Raw genomic sequence first — 16,156 nt, forward strand, 5'->3', positions numbered from 1 at the left:
CACTGCGAACTCAGTTGGTGGTGATCCTGTTGATTTCGGCCAGGCTGGTGACGCCAAGACGCGCTTTCTCGAGGCCGGATGTACGCAGGGTGCGCATCCCTTCTTTTTGGGCTATCGCGGCAATCTGCAGCGAGTTGGCTCCCTGCATGATGAGTTTGGCGATGTTGTCGGACATCAGCATGATCTCATAAATGCCGACCCGGCCTCTGTAGCCTCCCGAGCACTCCTTGCATCCCACGGGTTTGAACAGCCGCAAACCGGCGGCCAGTTGCTGCTGGGTGAAGCCCAGCTCCAGCAACTCGGCTTCCGGCACCACTTCCGGCGCCTTGCAGTGATCGCAGAGTTTGCGGGCAAGGCGCTGGGCCATGATGAGGGTGACCGAAGAGGCGATGTTGAAGGCCGGCACCCCCATGTTCATCATCCGGGTGAGCGTTTCTGCCGCCGAGTTGGTGTGCAGGGTCGACAGCACCAGGTGACCGGTCTGGGCGGCCTTGATGGCAATCTCGGCGGTTTCCAGATCCCGGATCTCCCCCACCATGACGATGTCGGGATCCTGGCGCAGGAAGGAGCGCAGGGCACTGGCGAAGGTGAGCCCCGCCTTGGGGTTGATCTGCACCTGGTTGACGCCGGGCAGGTTGATCTCAACCGGATCCTCGGCGGTGGAGATGTTGACCTCGCTGGTATTGAGGATGTTGAGACCGGTATAGAGCGACACCGTCTTGCCCGACCCTGTGGGCCCGGTGACCAGTATCATGCCCTGTGGTTTGGAGAGCGCATGCAGGTATTGCGCCTTTTGGCGGTCGTCGAAGCCGAGTTGATCGAGGTTGAGGCGGGCGGCCGACGAGTCCAGCAAGCGGATGACGATCTTCTCGCCCCACATGGTGGGCAGGGTATTGACCCGCATGTCCATGGATCTGCTGCGGGAGATCTTCAGCTTGATCCGCCCATCCTGGGGCAGACGCCGCTCGGCGATATCCAGCCTCGCCATCACCTTTAAGCGAGCCGCGAAACGGTTCGCCAGATTGACCGGCGGGGTGGCGACTTCGTGCAGTATGCCGTCTACCCGAAAGCGGATCCGGTACTTGGTCTCATAGGGTTCGAAATGCAGGTCGGATGCCCCGCGCTTGATGGCGTCCATCATGATTTTATGGATGTATTTGACGATGGGGGCATCGTCGTCGGCGGTGTTGACGCTCTCGTCGAGGCGGGAATTCTCATCGGAGACCTCGAGCTCCGAGATCTCGGCCTCGTCGATGTGATCCATGCCGAGGGTATCCTGCTCGCTCTCCATCAGCTTGCCGATGGCGGCGGTCAGCTTGCTCTCTTCGACCAGCAGGGCTTCCGTGTGCAGGCCAAAACTGAAACCAAAATCCTCCAGAGCCGACACATTGGTCGGATCGGACATGGCGATATAGAGGGTATGCCCCTGGGTGTAGATGGGCAGGACATGGTGCTTTTCAATCAGCTTTTGATTGAGGTATTTCTGCGGGATCTCGGCGAGATCGAAGGCCGCCAGATCCAGCAGAGGTACCCCATATTCCAGCTCGCAGAAATCTGCCAGCGCCTTGCTGTCGAGGATATCGTTCTCGATCAGGAAGGTGACAAAGGGCTTGCGCTGCGCCCTGGCCTGGCTCAGATAACGCTGTGAGTCCGGCTCACTGAGGAGGGAGGAAGCGGCCAGGCTGGTGGCCAGGCCGCTATTGAGTGAGGAGGTCATTAATTACAAAGAGTGGTTGGACTGCAGGTAGCGGTCCAGGTAACTGCACCACCAGAAGTAGCTGCTACAAGTTGGTATGCTCCTGATGGGTTTGTCATGCTACTTTGAATCGTCAGGCTTGTTGCACTGCTTGAAGCCCCAGTGATTGTTAGAGCAACCCCAGTTGGCGCAGCAGCACTGGCAAGCAGAGCAGGGCAGCCAAATGCCCCTGTTGTCTGGAAGCAAACTTCCGCCTCAGTCTTGATTCCACCAGCTGATGAGATTGCCTGTGTGAAGCGAGCCTTATTGGTATAGTTCTGATACGCCGGCAAGGCGATGGCGGCGAGGATGGCAACGATCGCAACGACGATCATCAATTCGATTAGCGTAAACCCTGACTGTCTTTTCATGTCAAATATCCTTTTTTTCCATGGTTCCTGATAAGCACAGGTGGAATGCATCCACGTTGGTATCTTATCCGAGCGCTTCGGGTTGGCAACAGAGGCAGGCCTCTTGTCAGCCACTTTTGTGTCATTCAGTGAAATAGGTAGAAAAATCAAAGATCAAATGGCTTCCATTGGCACTTGTCATGAGGCGGGAGGGCCCATCTTCACACTCCTTATGTCGAGGGATCCTGCATAAAGAAAAGGCGCCGATGGCGCCTTTTGCAAGTTTCGAGCCCTGTAATATTTTTGGGCACGAGCAACGGATGGGGCTTGCTCAAGCCTCGACAAAGCGCATGGAGAGATCCAGTGCCCGCACATGCTTGGTCAGCGCTCCCACCGAGATGAAGTCGATCCCGGTCGCGGCGTATCCGGCAAGGGTATCGAGGGTGACGTTGCCGGAGACTTCCAGCTTGGCTCTGCCCTGATTGAGGCGAACGGCTTCCTGCATCATGGGGATGTCGAAGTTGTCCAGCATCACGATGTCGGCCCGTGCGGCCAGGGCCTGCTCCAGCTCGGCCAGGGATTCGACCTCGACTTCCACCGGTTTGTCCGGATTGAGACGGCGCGCTTCGCTGATTGCTTCAGGGATGCCGCCGCAGGCGAGAATGTGGTTCTCCTTGATGAGGTAGGCATCAAACAGACCGATGCGGTGGTTTTTGCCGCCGCCGCAGGTGACCGCATACTTCTGGGCGCTGCGAAGGCCTGGCAGGGTCTTGCGGGTATCGAGCAGGCGGCAGTCAGTGCCTTCCAGCTCGGCTACATAACGGGCGGTCAGGGTGGCGACCCCGGAAAGGGTCTGCACGAAGTTCAGCGCATTGCGCTCGCCGGTCAGCAGCACGCGGGCGGGGCCATGGAGGCGGAACAGCTCCTGATTGGGGGCAAGGCGTTCACCATCTTGCACTTTCCACTCGACCTTCACTTCGCCACCGAGCTGGGCAAACACCTCGTCGACCCAGGGCTGGCCGCAGAAGACGCCCGCCTCGCGGGTGATGACTCGCGCGGTCGAGATGCGATCGGCCGGGATCAGCTGGGCCGTGATGTCGGCGCTGGCATCCGGTTGATCCAGCGCGGTGAGGGCATCGCCCAAGTCTTCGAGAAGTGCGGCGCGCACGGCGCGGCGGATGTCCTGTTGTAACATGCCTTATTCCTGCAAGGGTCTGAGAAGCAATTGCCTGTCTTTCTGGCGCAATTCCAGCCTGCCCAGGGCATTCATGCCCACCAGGATCTCCTCCCCGTCGGCAGCCGGATTGATAAAGACGGACAAATCGTACAGGGTCAGCGGACCCATCGCCAGACTTTCGATCCGGCCGGTTTCGACCTGGATCTCTCCGGCTGCCGTGTTGACACGGCTGCGGCCCGTGGCGACGAGGCCGAGCCGGGCGGCCACCTGGCTCGGTATGGTCACCCTGGTTGCTCCTGTGTCCAGCAGCAGTTGCACCGGCTGGTCGTTGATGGCACCCTCCAGACGATAATGGCCGCTGGCATCGGCCCTGAGCAGCAGATCGCCGCTGGCGGTCACCGACGGTTGTTCACGACCATGAAAGTAGAGGGTCAGCAGACCCAGCAGCGAGAGCCAGGCGAGCAGCCAGAGACGGCGTGCCATCGGGTGCATAGTGTGTCCCATATCGCGCGAGTGAATGGCTCAGCCTAACATAGCGTTATCCATGAATTCAGAGACTTGTTCCCAGTTTTCCCATCCCGCCAGAGGCACATCGCTTCCATTTGTGAGTCGAGCAGACGATGACACAACCCACAACCCTGTTTTCCATCGATCGAGAAGGATGGTGCGAGCAGGCCCGCAAGGTGCCTTCCCCCCATCACAATGAGAGGCTCAGCCCGGAGGATGTCTCCTTGCTGGTGATACACGGCATCAGCCTGCCCCCCGGGCAGTTTGGTGGCCCCTTTATCGACGATCTGTTTCTGGGGCGCCTCGATCCCGGTGCTCACCCCTATTTCGCCGGTATTCATCAACTGAGGGTCTCGGCCCACTGCCTGATCCGCCGCGATGGGGAACTGGTTCAGTACGTGCCTTTTGGCGCCAGGGCATGGCATGCGGGAGTCTCGAGCTGGGAGGGGAGGGAGGCGTGCAACGATTTTTCCATCGGGATCGAACTGGAAGGAACCGACGAGCTTCCTTACAGCGACAAGCAATACGAGGTGCTGTCGGACCTCAGCCGGGCGATTGTTCACCGTTATCCCGCCATCACGGCGGACCGTATTGTCGGCCACTGTGACATCGCGCCGGGCCGCAAGACGGATCCGGGTGACAGTTTCGAATGGCCCCGCTATCGGGAAAAGCTTCACTTTGAGTGAAAAATCTAAAAATTATTTTGTGTTTTTAGAATCAATGGCTTGCCTTGTCTAGCAAGCCATTTTTCATGCTGTTGAACAAATGTTATCGGTGAGCAAGCTCACAAATATTGGTCAGACCATTTTCTATGAGCTATATCATGATTCCGCGTTTTTACCCCTAAAGTGGCAACCGAGCTTCTTGATTCAGATCATCTTTTGGGTGGACTTTTTTCAAGCCCTCTGCTAATTTTCGCCCCAACCATAAAATTGGTAATACCAATTTAACAAAGTAGCCTCATGCCCTATATCAAGATAACTCAGCCCAAGCTGGCCGACGCCATTGTCGCCGAGCTGGAAAGCATGATTCTGGAAGGCAGCCTGCAGCCGGGCCAGAAGTTGCCGCCCGAGCGGGAACTCGCCATGCAGTTTCAGGTGTCGCGCCCTTCCTTGCGCGAAGCCATCCAGCGCCTGGAAGCGAGAGGACTCTTGTATCGTCGTCAGGGCGGTGGCACTTACGTACAAAATGCCCTGAGCAAGGGGATCGCCGACCCTCTGTTCGAACTGCTCAGCACTCACCCGGAAGCCCAGTACGACCTGCTGGAGTTTCGTCACGCGCTGGAAGGCATCTGTGCCTACTATGCTGCGCTGCGGGGCACCGAGGCTGATTTCGAACGGATTCGCCTGGCGCAAGCCGCCATCGAAGAAGCCGGCCAGCAAGGCTCGCTGGTGGTCGAATCGGCCGCCGTGACCCAGTTCTATCTGGCCGTGGCCGAGGCCTCCCACAACGTGGTGCTGCTGCACCTGTTGCGGGCCATGGGCCCCATGCTCGAGCAGAACATTTTACGCAATAACGAAATTTTGAATCGCCGTCCGGGAGTGGTCGCCAAGATCCGTCGCCATCGTGCGAGCCTGATCGAGGCTATCCTGTCGGGGGCTCCGGAGCGGGCCAGGGCTGCTTGTCATGAGCACCTGGCCTTTATCGAGGACACCTTGTTGGATATGCAGAGGGAAGACAGCCGGATCCAGCGATCCATGCGTCGGATCCGTCAGCAGGAAAACTAATCCCACAAGGCTTTCTTAATTGTCGAATGCTTGCGCCCTTCGCCGTGCAATGCCGTGCAATCACAACAACATAGGAACCAGCCATGTCTGATATCCTGAAGAACGATGTGGACCCGATAGAAACGCTGGAGTGGCTTGCCTCTCTGGAATCCCTGCTGCGTGAAGAGGGTCCGCAACGCGCTCAGTTCATCCTTGAACAGTTGGCCGAGAAAGCCCGCGCAAGCGGTGTGGACGTGGCTGCCAAGGCAAACCGCGACTACATCAACACCATCCCGTCCAGCGACGAGCCGGCTTACCCGGGCGACCTGGAAATGGAACGCCGCATTCGCGCCATCATCCGCTGGAACGCCATGATGATCGTGCTGCGCGCTTCCAAGAAAGATCTGGACCTGGGTGGTCACATGTCTTCCTTCGCTTCTTCCGCGACCATCTATGAAGTCTGCTACAACCACTTCTTCCGTGCCCGCAACGAGAAGGACGGTGGCGATCTGGTCTACTTCCAGGGTCACATCTCCCCGGGCATCTACGCCCGCGCATTCGCCGAAGGTCGCCTGACCGAAGAGCAGCTGGACAACTTCCGTCAGGAAGTGGATGGCAAGGGTATCCCTTCCTACCCGCACCCGAAACTGATGCCGGAATTCTGGCAGTTCCCGACCGTTTCCATGGGTCTGGGCCCCATCGCCGCCATCTATCAGGCGCGTTTCCTGAAGTACCTGACCGACCGTGGCATCAAGGATTGCTCCGAGCAGACCGTTTACGCCTTCCTGGGTGACGGCGAGATGGACGAGCCGGAAGCCAAGGGTGCCCTGACTGTTGCCGTGCGTGAAAAGCTCGACAACCTGGTGTTCGTGGTCAACTGCAACCTGCAGCGTCTGGATGGTCCGGTTGTCGGCAACGGCAAGGTCATCAACGAGCTGGAAGGTCTGTTCGCCGGCGCTGGCTGGGACGTGACCAAGGTCATCTGGGGTCGCAAGTGGGATGAGCTGCTGAAGAAAGACACTTCCGGCAAGCTGATCCAGCTGATGAACGAGACCGTGGATGGTGACTACCAGACCATGAAGTCCCGTGACGGTGCCTACGTGCGCGAGCACTTCTTCAACCGTTACCCGGAAACCGCCGCGCTGGTCAAAGACATGACCGACGAGGAGATCTTCGCCCTGAACCGCGGTGGTCACGACCCCCGCAAACTGTTCGCCGCCTTCTCCAAAGCTGCACAGACCAAGGGCAAGCCGACCGTGATCCTGGCCAAGACCATCAAGGGCTATGGCATGGGCGAAGCGGCCGAAGGCAAGAACATCGCTCACCAGGTCAAGAAGATGGATCTGGGCTCCGTGCGTCACCTGCGCGATCGTTTCAACCTGCCGGTCACCGACGAGCAGCTGGAAAACCTGCCGTACCTGAAGATCGAAGAGGGTACCGAAGAGCACAAGTACCTGCACGCCCGCCGTGCCGCACTGAAGGGCTATGTACCGACCCGTCTGCGCGAGAGCACCACCAAGCTGGAAATCCCGGCGCTGGATGCCTTCGGTCCGCTGCTGGGTGAACAGGCGCGCGAAATCTCCACCACCATGGCGTTCGTGCGTTCCCTGAACGTGATGCTGAAAGACAAGTCCATCGGCAAGCGCATCGTCCCGATCCTGGCTGACGAAGCCCGTACCTTTGGTATGGAAGGTCTGTTCCGCCAGATCGGTATCTACAGCCCGCACGGTCAGCAGTACACCCCGCAAGACCGCGACATCGTCTCCTACTACAAGGAAGACAAGCAGGGTCAGGTTCTGCAAGACGGTATCAACGAGCTGGGCGCCATGTCCTCCTGGCTGGCTGCTGCCACCTCTTACAGCACCAACGACTGCCCGATGATCCCGTTCTACATCTACTACTCCATGTTCGGCTTCCAGCGGATCGGCGACATGGCGTGGGCAGCCGGTGACCAGCAAGCCCGTGGCTTCCTGCTGGGCGCGACCTCCGGTCGTACCACTCTTAACGGAGAGGGCTTGCAGCACGAAGATGGTCACAGCCACATCCTGGCCAACACCATCCCGAACTGCATCTCCTACGACCCGTCCTACGCCTATGAAGTGGCAGTGATCGTACAGGACGGCCTGCGCCGCATGTACGGTGAGAACCCGGAGAACGTGTTCTACTACATCACTACCCTGAACGAGAACTATGCCATGCCGGCCATGCCGGAAGGCGCCGAGGAAGGCATCCGCAAGGGTATCTACAAGCTGGAAACCGTGGCCGGCACCAAGGCTAAGGTACAGCTGCTGGGTTGTGGTTCCATCCTGGGTCACGTGCGTACTGCCGCCCAGATCCTGGCCAGCGAGTACGGCGTGGGTTCCGACGTGTTCAGCGTCACCTCCTTCAACGAACTGGCTCGTGACGGTCAGGACGCGGATCGCTGGAACATGCTGCACCCGACCGCCGAAGCGCGTGTGCCCTACATCGCTCAGGTACTGGGCAGCGAAGCCACCATCGCTGCGACTGACTACATGAAGTCCTTCGCCGATCAGGTGCGTGCCTTCGTTCCGACCGAGAACTACCGTGTACTGGGTACCGACGGTTACGGCCGCTCCGACAGCCGTGCCAACCTGCGTCGTCACTTCGAAGTGAACGAGTTCTACGTAGTGGTTGCTGCCCTGACCGAACTGGCCAAGCGCGGCGAGGTAGACAAGCAGGTTGTGGCCGAAGCCATCGCCAAGTACGGCATCGATGCCGACAAGGTCAACCCGCTGTACGCGTAAGAGGATTGAGTGTCGCGCCGGGTATCCGGCGCGACCTTGCCTGGGTTTAAACGGATAACGCGGGATGCGCGTGGTGATGCTCAGGCTGCCACGCGGATGCACGCAAGAGGATAAAGCGCAATGTCCAAACAGATTATGGTGCCGGATATCGGTGCTGATGAAGTTGAAGTCACCGAGATCATGGTGGCCGTGGGTGACAAGGTCGAACTGGACCAGTCCCTGATCGCCGTGGAAGGTGACAAGGCCTCCATGGAAGTCCCGGCACCCGCCGCCGGTATCGTCAAAGAGATCCTGATCAAGGTGGGCGACAAGGTTGCCACCGGTTCCCAGATCATGGTCTTCGAAGCCGAGGGTGCTGCCGCACCGGCTCCGGTCCAGGCTGCTGCCCCGGTTGCTGCCGCGCCGGCCGCCGCTCCTGCTGCTGCCGCTCGCCAGGACGTCAACGTGCCGGACATCGGTGGTGACGAAGTCGAAGTGACTGAGATCATGGTTGCCGTGGGTGACATGGTTGAAGCCGACCAGTCCATCATCGCCGTGGAAGGTGACAAGGCCTCCATGGAAGTACCGGCACCGTTCGCCGGCCGCGTGGTCGAGATCAAGGTCGCCGCCGGCGCCAAGGTTTCTACCGGCTCCCTGGTGATGGTCTTCGAAGTGGCGGGCGCTGCCCCGGCCGCTGTTGCCGCGCCGGCTCCTGCTGCTGCCCCCGTGGCTGCCGCTGCTCCGGTTGCCGCCGGTGCCAAGGACGTCAACGTGCCGGACATCGGCGGTGACGAAGTGGAAGTGACCGAAATCATGGTCGCCGTGGGTGACAAGGTTGAAGCCGACCAGTCCCTGATCACCGTGGAAGGCGACAAGGCCTCCATGGAAGTGCCTGCGCCGTTCGCTGGCGTGGTCAAGGAGATCAAGGTGAAGGCGGGTGACAAGGTCTCCACCGGTTCCCTGATCATGGTATTCGAAGTGGCGGGTGCCGCTCCGGCTGCCGTGGCTGCTCCGGCTCCTGCCGCAGCGCCCGTTGCTGCCGCGCCGGCTGCCGCCGCTCCTGCGCCGGTTGCCCAGGCTGCTGCCGCCTCCGATTTCGTCGCCAACGACGCCTACGTCCACGCCTCCCCGGCAGTACGCCGTCTGGCGCGCGAGTTCGGTGTCAACCTGGCCAAGGTGAAAGCCTCCGGTCGCAAGGGTCGCATCGTCAAAGAAGACGTGCAGGCTTACGTGAAGGATGCGGTCAAGCGCGCCGAGTCCGCTCCGGCTGCCGGCACCGGCACTGGCAACGGCATGAGCGTCGTGGCCTGGCCGAAGGTTGATTTCAGCAAGTTCGGCCCGGTCGAAGAGCTGGAACTGACCCGTATCCAGAAGATCTCCGGTCCTGCCCTGCACCGCAACTGGGCCATGATCCCCCACGTCACCCAGTTCGACGAAGCCGATACCACGGATCTGGAAGCGTTCCGCAAAGAGCAGAACATCCTGGCCGAGAAGCAGAAGCTGGACGTGAAGATCACCCCGCTGGTGTTCATCCTGAAGGCGGCCGCCAAGGCCCTGGAAGCCCATCCGCGCTTCTGCAGCGCCCTGTCCGAAGACGGCAGCAAGCTGATCATGAAGAAGTACATCCACATCGGTGTGGCGGTGGATACCCCCAACGGCCTGGTGGTTCCGGTGGTTCGCGACGTCAACAAGAAGGGCATCCACGAGTTGTCCCGCGATCTGGCCGAGATCTCCAAGAAGGCCCGTGCCGGCAAGCTGACCGCTGCCGACATGCAGGGCGGTTGCTTCACCATCTCCAGCCTGGGTGGCATCGGCGGTACCAGCTTTACCCCGATCGTCAACGCGCCGGAAGTGGCCATCCTGGGCGTCTCCAAGTCCGAGATGAAGCCGAAGTGGAACGGTAAAGAGTTCGTGCCGCGTCTGATGTTGCCGCTGGCTCTGAGCTACGACCACCGCGTCATCGATGGCGCCGACGGTGCCCGTTTCATCACCACCCTGAGTGGTGTGTTGTCCGACATTCGTCGACTGGTCCTGTAAGTGAGAGGGCGGGCCCAGAGCCCGCCCTTTTTGCTTCTCATTTCGTTAACAGGATTGTAAACTTGCCCCGTTTTTTTCACGGCTGCAGCGGCCTTGTTTGGCATAAGACTGTGCTGTCCGGGGATATAAGAACGACAAAGAGGTCATGATGAGTAAAGAAATCAAAACCCAGGTCGTAGTACTGGGTGCTGGCCCTGCCGGTTATTCCGCTGCCTTCCGTGCGGCTGACTTGGGTCTGGATACCATTATCGTCGAGCGTTACTCCACCCTGGGTGGCGTCTGTCTGAACGTGGGTTGCATCCCGTCCAAGGCACTGCTGCACGTCGCCAAAGTCATTGAAGAAGCCAAGGCGCTGGCCGAGCACGGCATCGTCTTCGGTGCCCCGCAGACCGACATCGACAAGGTGCGTCTGTGGAAAGAGAAGGTCATCAACCAGCTGACCGGCGGTCTGGCTGGCATGGCCAAGATGCGTAAAGTCCAGGTCGTGAACGGCTTTGGCAAGTTCACCGGCCCGAACACCCTGGAAGTGGAAGGCGCCGACGGCAAGACCACCGTCACCTTCGACAACGCCATCATCGCTGCCGGTTCCCGTCCGGTGAAGCTGCCGTTCATCCCCCATGACGACCCCCGCGTATGGGACTCTACCGATGCGCTGGAGCTGACGACCGTTCCTGGCAAGCTGCTGGTCATCGGTGGCGGCATCATCGGTCTGGAGATGGGGACCGTGTACTCCTCCCTGGGTTCCGAGATCGACGTGGTGGAATTTGCCGACCAGCTGGTACCGGCTGCCGACAAAGACATCGTCAAGATCTACACCAAGCGCGTTGCCAAGAAATTCAACATCATGCTGGAGACCAAGGTCACCGCCGTTGAAGCCCGTGAAGACGGCCTGTACGTCTCCTACGAAGGCAAGCACGCCCCGGCCGAGCCGGTTCGCTACGACAACGTGCTGGTTGCCGTAGGCCGTGTACCGAATGGCAAGATGCTGGATGCCGAGAAGGCCGGTGTTGCCGTCAACGAGCGCGGTTTCATCGAAGTCGACAAGCAGCTGCGTACCAACGTGGCCCACATCCACGCCATCGGCGACATCGTCGGTCAGCCCATGCTGGCCCACAAGGGTGTACACGAAGGCCACGTGGCGGCCGAAGTCATCGCCGGCAAGAAGCACTACTTCGACCCGAAAGTGATTCCGTCCATCGCCTATACCGAGCCGGAGATGGCCTGGGTGGGTCTGACCGAGAAGGAAGCCAAGCAACAGGGTCTGAACTTCGAAGTCGCCACCTTCCCGTGGGCTGCTTCCGGTCGCGCCATCGCGTCCGACTGCTCCGACGGCATGACCAAGCTGATCTTCGACAAGGAGAGCGGCCGCGTCATCGGTGGTGCCATCGTGGGCACCAACGGCGGTGAACTGCTGGGTGAAATCGGTCTGGCCATCGAGATGGGTGCCGACGCCGAAGACATCGCGCTGACCATCCACGCTCACCCGACTCTGCACGAGTCCGTGGGTCTGGCTGCCGAAGTGTTCGAAGGCTCCATCACCGACCTGCCGAACGCCAAGGCCAAGAAGAAAAAATAATCTTCTGCCCGTTTCATAAGAAAAGCCGCTCCATGGAGCGGCTTTTTGTTGTCTGTCTTTCGGCACCCTGCGGTCAGCAGCGCCCCTTCTTGGCCTGTCCCGGTCGGCAGAATGTACCGTAGCCTCCGCGATCCCCATCACTGACCCGGATCCGGGTATCGTCCACGCTCACATCGGCCCCGTGCACCCGCACGGGCCCGCTGCTGCAGGCACTGAGCAGCCCCCCCCAGCACTATCATCACGACCAGCTTACCCATCATCCCTCCTCGCGTTTTCCTGATTATGAGGTATGTGGCAGGGCGGTGGGAGGCGGTGTATCCCCCGTGCGTCACGGCTTGCCGTGGTCATGAAGAAGGGCGCCGAAGCGCCCTGGTGCGGGTCAGGAAGAGGTGCCGGACGCTCAGAGGCGGAAGTTGCCGACCAGCTTGTCGAGCTCACCGGAGAGGTGCTGCAGGTTGCGGCTCGACTCGGTCAGGTGATGGGCGATGTCGGCGGTCTCCATGGTGAGCTGGTTGATGTCCTCCACGTTGCGGTTGAGTTCGCCCACCACGCTCGACTGCTCTTCGGTGGCGGTGGCGACCTGGATGTTCATGTCGCTGATCTGGGTGATGTGTCCGGTGATCTGGTCGAGGGCGCCGTTGGCCTCGTCGGCCTGGGTCACCACCCGCAGGCTCTGGTTGCGGCCCTGGGCCATGGCGCTGACGGCACGGGCGCTCTGCTCCTGGAGGCTGTTGATCATGCCCTGGATCTCGGCGGTGGAGGCGGCGGAGCGGCTGGCGAGGTTGCGCACCTCGTCGGCCACCACGGCGAAGCCACGGCCCTGCTCGCCGGCGCGGGCGGCCTCGATGGCGGCGTTGAGGGCCAGCAGGTTGGTCTGCTCCGAGATGCTGCGGATGGTGTCGAGGATGCTGCCGATGGAGTCGGTCTGGCTCGCCAGGGACTCGATGACCCCGGCGACCTGTTCGATTTCACCGGAGAGGCCGACGATGCCGTGACGGGCCTGGGCGACGACCTGGGCCCCCGCATCGGCCTGCTCGTTGGCCTGCTTGGCGACGTCGGCTGCCAGGGATGCATTGCCGGCGATCTCGGTGACGGTGGCCCCCATCTCGTGGATGGCGGTGGCGACCTGGACGGTGCGATCCCGCTGGGCGGTGCAGTTGTGCTGGGTGAGCTGGGCCTTGGCGGCCACCTCGCTGGCGGTGGCGGCTACCTGGCGGGAGTTGCTCGCCACCTGCACGATGGCCCCGTGGATCCGGGTCACGAACTGGTTGAAGCTGTGGGCAATCTCGGCCAGCTCGTCCTTGCCGGTGAGACTGGCGCGGCTGTCGAGGGCGAGGTGGCGGGCCACCTCGCCAATATGGGATTGCAGGAAGGAGACCCGGCGGCGCAGCCCGATGAGGATGAGGGTCGAGACGAGCAGCGAGATGGCGATGGCGATGATGGCGATCATCTGGGTACGACCGCTGTCATAGCTGTTTTCGCTCAGGTCGTTGCGATGCTGGGCCTGACCTATCAACCCGTCGAGCAGCTCATTGGCGCCTTTGCGCATGACCCCGTAGCTCTGGCTGTAGCGATCCCGGTAGATGGCGCGTGCCTCGTCCATCTTGTTGTCAGAGAGCGCCTGCAACATGGGGGTCAGCTCCTCCCGCTCCACCCGGGTGAATTGATCGAGCAGGGTCTGGGCCCTAGCCCGGGCGTCCGGATCGACCTGGGCCTTGACGGCCTGCTCCATGGCCTGGCGCATCTCGGGAATGTCTTCCTCGCGGGTCTCCTTGACCCGGGTCAGCACCCCCTTTTCGTCGCGCAGGGAGGTGTCCTGCAGCAGCATCATGTCGATGCCGACGCGCATGCGCGGGATGCGGGAGGCCACTTCCGCCATGGCCCGCATGGGGGTGGCGGTATTCTGGAACAGCTCTTCGGCCTGCTGCCTGATGTTGTCCATGCTGCGCAGACTGGCGGCGCCAACCAGCAACAGGGCGAGACAGGGCACGGTGACGGCCAGGATCAGTTGGGTTTTGAGGGTGAGGTTGCCTGCCAGCATGTTGACTCCTTGGTGTGTTGCTGTGTCGCTACTGTAGCGGCTTGTCATGACGGTTCGCCGTCATGGGGGTCGGTATTCCCTGTCGACCCGTTGAAAAAAGGGCGCCGCAGCGCCCTTTCATCTTATAACCGGAAGTTGCCGACCAGCTTGTCGAGCTCGCCGGAGAGCTGTTGCAGGCTGCGGCTGGACTCGGTCAACTGGTGGGCGATATCGGCGGTCTCCATGGTGAGCTGGTTGATGTCCTCCACGTTGCGGTTGATCTCCCCGACCACGCTGGACTGCTCTTCGGTGGCGGTGGCGACCTGGATGTTCATGTCGCTGATCTGGGTGATGTGCCCGGTGATCTGGTCGAGGGCGCCGTTGGCCTCGTCGGCCTGGGTCACCACCCGCAGGCTCTGGTTGCGGCCCTGGGCCATGGCGCTGACGGCGCGGGCGCTCTGCTCCTGGAGGCTGTTGATCATGCCCTGGATCTCGGCGGTGGAAGCGGCGGAGCGGCTGGCGAGGTTGCGCACCTCGTCGGCCACCACGGCGAAGCCACGGCCCTGCTCGCCGGCGCGGGCGGCCTCGATGGCGGCGTTGAGGGCCAGCAGGTTGGTCTGCTCCGAGATGCTGCGGATGGTGTCGAGGATGCTGCCGATGGAGTCGGTCTGGCTCGCCAGAGACTCGATGACCCCGGCCACCTGTTCGATTTCACCGGAGAGGCCGACGATGCCGTGGCGGGCCTGGGCGACGACCTGGGCCCCTGCATCGGCCTGCTCGTTGGCCTGCTTGGCGACGTCGGCGGCGAGAGACGCATTGCCGGCGATCTCGCTGACGGTGGCTCCCATCTCGTGGATGGCGGTAGCGACCTGGACGGTGCGATCCCGCTGGGCGGTGCAGTTGTGCTGGGTGAGCTGGGCCTTGGCGGCCACCTCGTTGGCGGTGGCGGCGAGCTGGCGGGAGTTGCTCGCCACCTGTTCGATGGAGCCGTGGATCTTGGCGACAAAGTTGTTGAAGCCGGTCGCCACTTGGGCCAGTTCGTCACGGCCATCGACCTTGAGGCGATGGGTGAGGTCGCCATCACCGCTGCCGAGTTCGCGGAACAGGCGGGCCAGTTCGTTGAGGGGGCGGCTCACGGAGCCCGCCAGGAGAACGCCGAGCAGCCCCATGCCGACGGCGATGGCCAGGCTGACCAGCACCATGTGCAGGCGCGCTCTGTCCAGTTCGGCATAAATTTCGGCCTCCGGCACCTGGGCCACCAGATACCAGTCGAGCAGGGGGATGTAGCTGCTGGCCAGGATCACGGGCTGGCCGTCGACCTCGGCATGGGTGGCGGCAAAGGGCTGCTTGTTGAGCAGGTTGGTGCTACTGCCGCTGGCCAGCTGGGTCAGGTTGTCCCGATCGATGCGGGCGGCGTCGGGGTGCAGCTTCACCTTGCCGCTGCCGTCTGTCATGAAGACGAAGCCGCTGTCGCCGATGCGGAAGTTGGCGAGCATGCTGACCATGCTGTCGAGGGATTTGGCGAGGCCGGCGAGGCCGCGTCCGTCGAGTTGCTGGAAGTTGACGAACAGTTTCACCTCGCCGTTGCTCTCCCGAAAGATGCTAAGCATCAGATCCTGGCGGCTCTTGGTGTAGTCATAGAACCAGTTGTCCTGCTCGTGGTTCAGGATGCGCAGAAAACCGTCCTGGTTGTAGTAGGCGGCACTCTGACGATCGGCGAAGGAGGCGGTGACCAGACCATACTGGCTCGTCATGTCCTTGAGCTGGTTGATGAGGATGGACTCCTGCTCCTTGGGCATGCCGCGCTCGACCCAGTCCAGCACGAAGCGGTCGTTGGCAAGCTGTCTGGCGGCATTGGCGACCGAGGTGAGATCCTTTTCGATCTCCTTGCCGATGCGCTGGGTCAGGTTGGGCAGCTCCTGCTCGAACATGCGGCCCTCGATCAGCTGCTGGGCAGAACGCTGGCTGAAATAGCCCACCAGCAGGCAGGAGAGGGCCACGGCGAGGATGACGGTGGCCAAAATTTTCTGTTTCAGTGTCAGGCTTGCGAACATAAGGGTGACTCGGAAGTGTGAACCAGGGTTGAACTCATAATAGCGGCTGATTTGGCGCGCTCTTGAGGCGGCGGGGGCGTTTATTGTCGATTAACGTTTGCGCTCACACCCGGATTGGACTGGATTGGCGCCCGATTTTGCCAAGACATCGTCGCAAGCGGGGCGACCCCTCGCCAGCACCCCGGCTTGCGGTTAAAGTGCTTGCACTTATAGTAGGCTGCACCTGACTGGCGGCCTGCCCGCTCGACTC

At 61.2% G+C, this 16,156-nt stretch carries 11 protein-coding genes and 1 pseudogene; 5 read left to right on the forward strand and 7 right to left on the reverse strand.

Translation table 11 applies throughout. From position 1 onward, the window contains the following. Window positions 1–10: 10 nt before the first annotated feature. From tapB to PG883_RS02550, 4 genes are all read right to left on the reverse strand, one after another. Window positions 11–1,717: a PilB family type IVa pilus assembly ATPase TapB gene (gene tapB / locus PG883_RS02535; protein ID WP_052814466.1), complete on the reverse strand. Its 1,707-nt coding sequence runs from the start codon at window positions 1,715–1,717 to the stop codon at window positions 11–13. Next, on the reverse strand, window positions 1,717–2,106 hold the full coding sequence (locus PG883_RS02540; RefSeq protein ID WP_080989820.1) for a pilin: 390 nt from the start codon (window positions 2,104–2,106) through the stop codon (window positions 1,717–1,719). The genes tapB and PG883_RS02540 overlap by 1 nt, the downstream gene beginning before the upstream one ends. Before the next feature lie 310 nt (window positions 2,107–2,416). Next, on the reverse strand, window positions 2,417–3,280 hold the full coding sequence (gene nadC, locus PG883_RS02545; RefSeq protein ID WP_052814467.1) for a carboxylating nicotinate-nucleotide diphosphorylase: 864 nt from the start codon (window positions 3,278–3,280) through the stop codon (window positions 2,417–2,419). Window positions 3,281–3,283: 3 nt separating this feature from the next. Beyond that, entirely contained in the window at window positions 3,284–3,754 is a 471-nt protein-coding gene (locus PG883_RS02550; RefSeq protein WP_042015101.1) for a retropepsin-like aspartic protease family protein, read from the reverse strand. A 128-nt stretch (window positions 3,755–3,882) separates the two neighbouring features. On the opposite strand from PG883_RS02550, the gene ampD reads away from it, so the two are divergent. From ampD to lpdA, 5 genes are all read left to right on the forward strand, one after another. Then, the gene (ampD, locus tag PG883_RS02555) at window positions 3,883–4,455 is read left to right on the forward strand and encodes a 1,6-anhydro-N-acetylmuramyl-L-alanine amidase AmpD (protein WP_039040507.1); all 573 of its coding nucleotides are present in this window, start codon (window positions 3,883–3,885) and stop codon (window positions 4,453–4,455) included. A 276-nt stretch (window positions 4,456–4,731) separates the two neighbouring features. After that, window positions 4,732–5,496: a pyruvate dehydrogenase complex transcriptional repressor PdhR gene (pdhR, locus tag PG883_RS02560; protein ID WP_052814468.1), complete on the forward strand. Its 765-nt coding sequence runs from the start codon at window positions 4,732–4,734 to the stop codon at window positions 5,494–5,496. Between the two features lie 83 nt (window positions 5,497–5,579). Then, window positions 5,580–8,240: a pyruvate dehydrogenase (acetyl-transferring), homodimeric type gene (gene aceE, locus PG883_RS02565; RefSeq protein ID WP_039040509.1), complete on the forward strand. Its 2,661-nt coding sequence runs from the start codon at window positions 5,580–5,582 to the stop codon at window positions 8,238–8,240. Between the two features lie 120 nt (window positions 8,241–8,360). Further along, window positions 8,361–10,256: a pyruvate dehydrogenase complex dihydrolipoyllysine-residue acetyltransferase gene (aceF, locus tag PG883_RS02570; RefSeq protein ID WP_042015108.1), complete on the forward strand. Its 1,896-nt coding sequence runs from the start codon at window positions 8,361–8,363 to the stop codon at window positions 10,254–10,256. 148 nt (window positions 10,257–10,404) lie between these two features. Continuing rightward, a complete protein-coding gene (lpdA, locus tag PG883_RS02575; protein WP_010675812.1) occupies window positions 10,405–11,832 on the forward strand; it encodes a dihydrolipoyl dehydrogenase in 1,428 nt (475 codons plus the stop codon). 73 nt (window positions 11,833–11,905) lie between these two features. On the opposite strand, the pseudogene PG883_RS23840 reads toward lpdA, so the two are convergent. The 3 genes and pseudogenes from PG883_RS23840 to PG883_RS02585 form a co-directional block, all read right to left on the reverse strand. Continuing rightward, window positions 11,906–12,089, reverse strand: a pseudogene (locus tag PG883_RS23840) (hypothetical protein). 143 nt (window positions 12,090–12,232) lie between these two features. Beyond that, complete coding sequence (locus PG883_RS02580; protein WP_270806926.1) at window positions 12,233–13,873, reverse strand: methyl-accepting chemotaxis protein; 1,641 nt, start codon at window positions 13,871–13,873, stop codon at window positions 12,233–12,235. A gap of 122 nt (window positions 13,874–13,995) precedes the next feature. Continuing rightward, window positions 13,996–15,906, reverse strand: a complete 1,911-nt coding sequence (locus PG883_RS02585; protein WP_270806927.1) for a methyl-accepting chemotaxis protein — start codon at window positions 15,904–15,906, stop codon at window positions 13,996–13,998. Window positions 15,907–16,156: the final 250 nt, after the last annotated feature.

This window comes from Aeromonas sp. QDB25 (assembly GCF_027707725.1).
Lineage (GTDB): Bacteria > Pseudomonadota > Gammaproteobacteria > Enterobacterales > Aeromonadaceae > Aeromonas > Aeromonas caviae.

What these genes read in the sequence shown, in the direction of transcription:
- ampD (WP_039040507.1), top strand. Translation starts at nt 3,883, where the DNA reads ATGACACAACCCACAACCCTGTTTTCCATCGATCGAGAAGGATGGTGC.
- PG883_RS02540 (WP_080989820.1), bottom strand. Translation starts at nt 2,106, where the DNA reads ATGAAAAGACAGTCAGGGTTTACGCTAATCGAATTGATGATCGTCGTT.
- aceF (WP_042015108.1), top strand. Translation starts at nt 8,361, where the DNA reads ATGTCCAAACAGATTATGGTGCCGGATATCGGTGCTGATGAAGTTGAA.
- PG883_RS02580 (WP_270806926.1), bottom strand. Translation starts at nt 13,873, where the DNA reads ATGCTGGCAGGCAACCTCACCCTCAAAACCCAACTGATCCTGGCCGTC.
- PG883_RS02585 (WP_270806927.1), bottom strand. Translation starts at nt 15,906, where the DNA reads ATGTTCGCAAGCCTGACACTGAAACAGAAAATTTTGGCCACCGTCATC.
- aceE (WP_039040509.1), top strand. Translation starts at nt 5,580, where the DNA reads ATGTCTGATATCCTGAAGAACGATGTGGACCCGATAGAAACGCTGGAG.
- pdhR (WP_052814468.1), top strand. Translation starts at nt 4,732, where the DNA reads ATGCCCTATATCAAGATAACTCAGCCCAAGCTGGCCGACGCCATTGTC.
- tapB (WP_052814466.1), bottom strand. Translation starts at nt 1,717, where the DNA reads ATGACCTCCTCACTCAATAGCGGCCTGGCCACCAGCCTGGCCGCTTCC.
- PG883_RS02550 (WP_042015101.1), bottom strand. Translation starts at nt 3,754, where the DNA reads ATGCACCCGATGGCACGCCGTCTCTGGCTGCTCGCCTGGCTCTCGCTG.
- nadC (WP_052814467.1), bottom strand. Translation starts at nt 3,280, where the DNA reads ATGTTACAACAGGACATCCGCCGCGCCGTGCGCGCCGCACTTCTCGAA.
- lpdA (WP_010675812.1), top strand. Translation starts at nt 10,405, where the DNA reads ATGAGTAAAGAAATCAAAACCCAGGTCGTAGTACTGGGTGCTGGCCCT.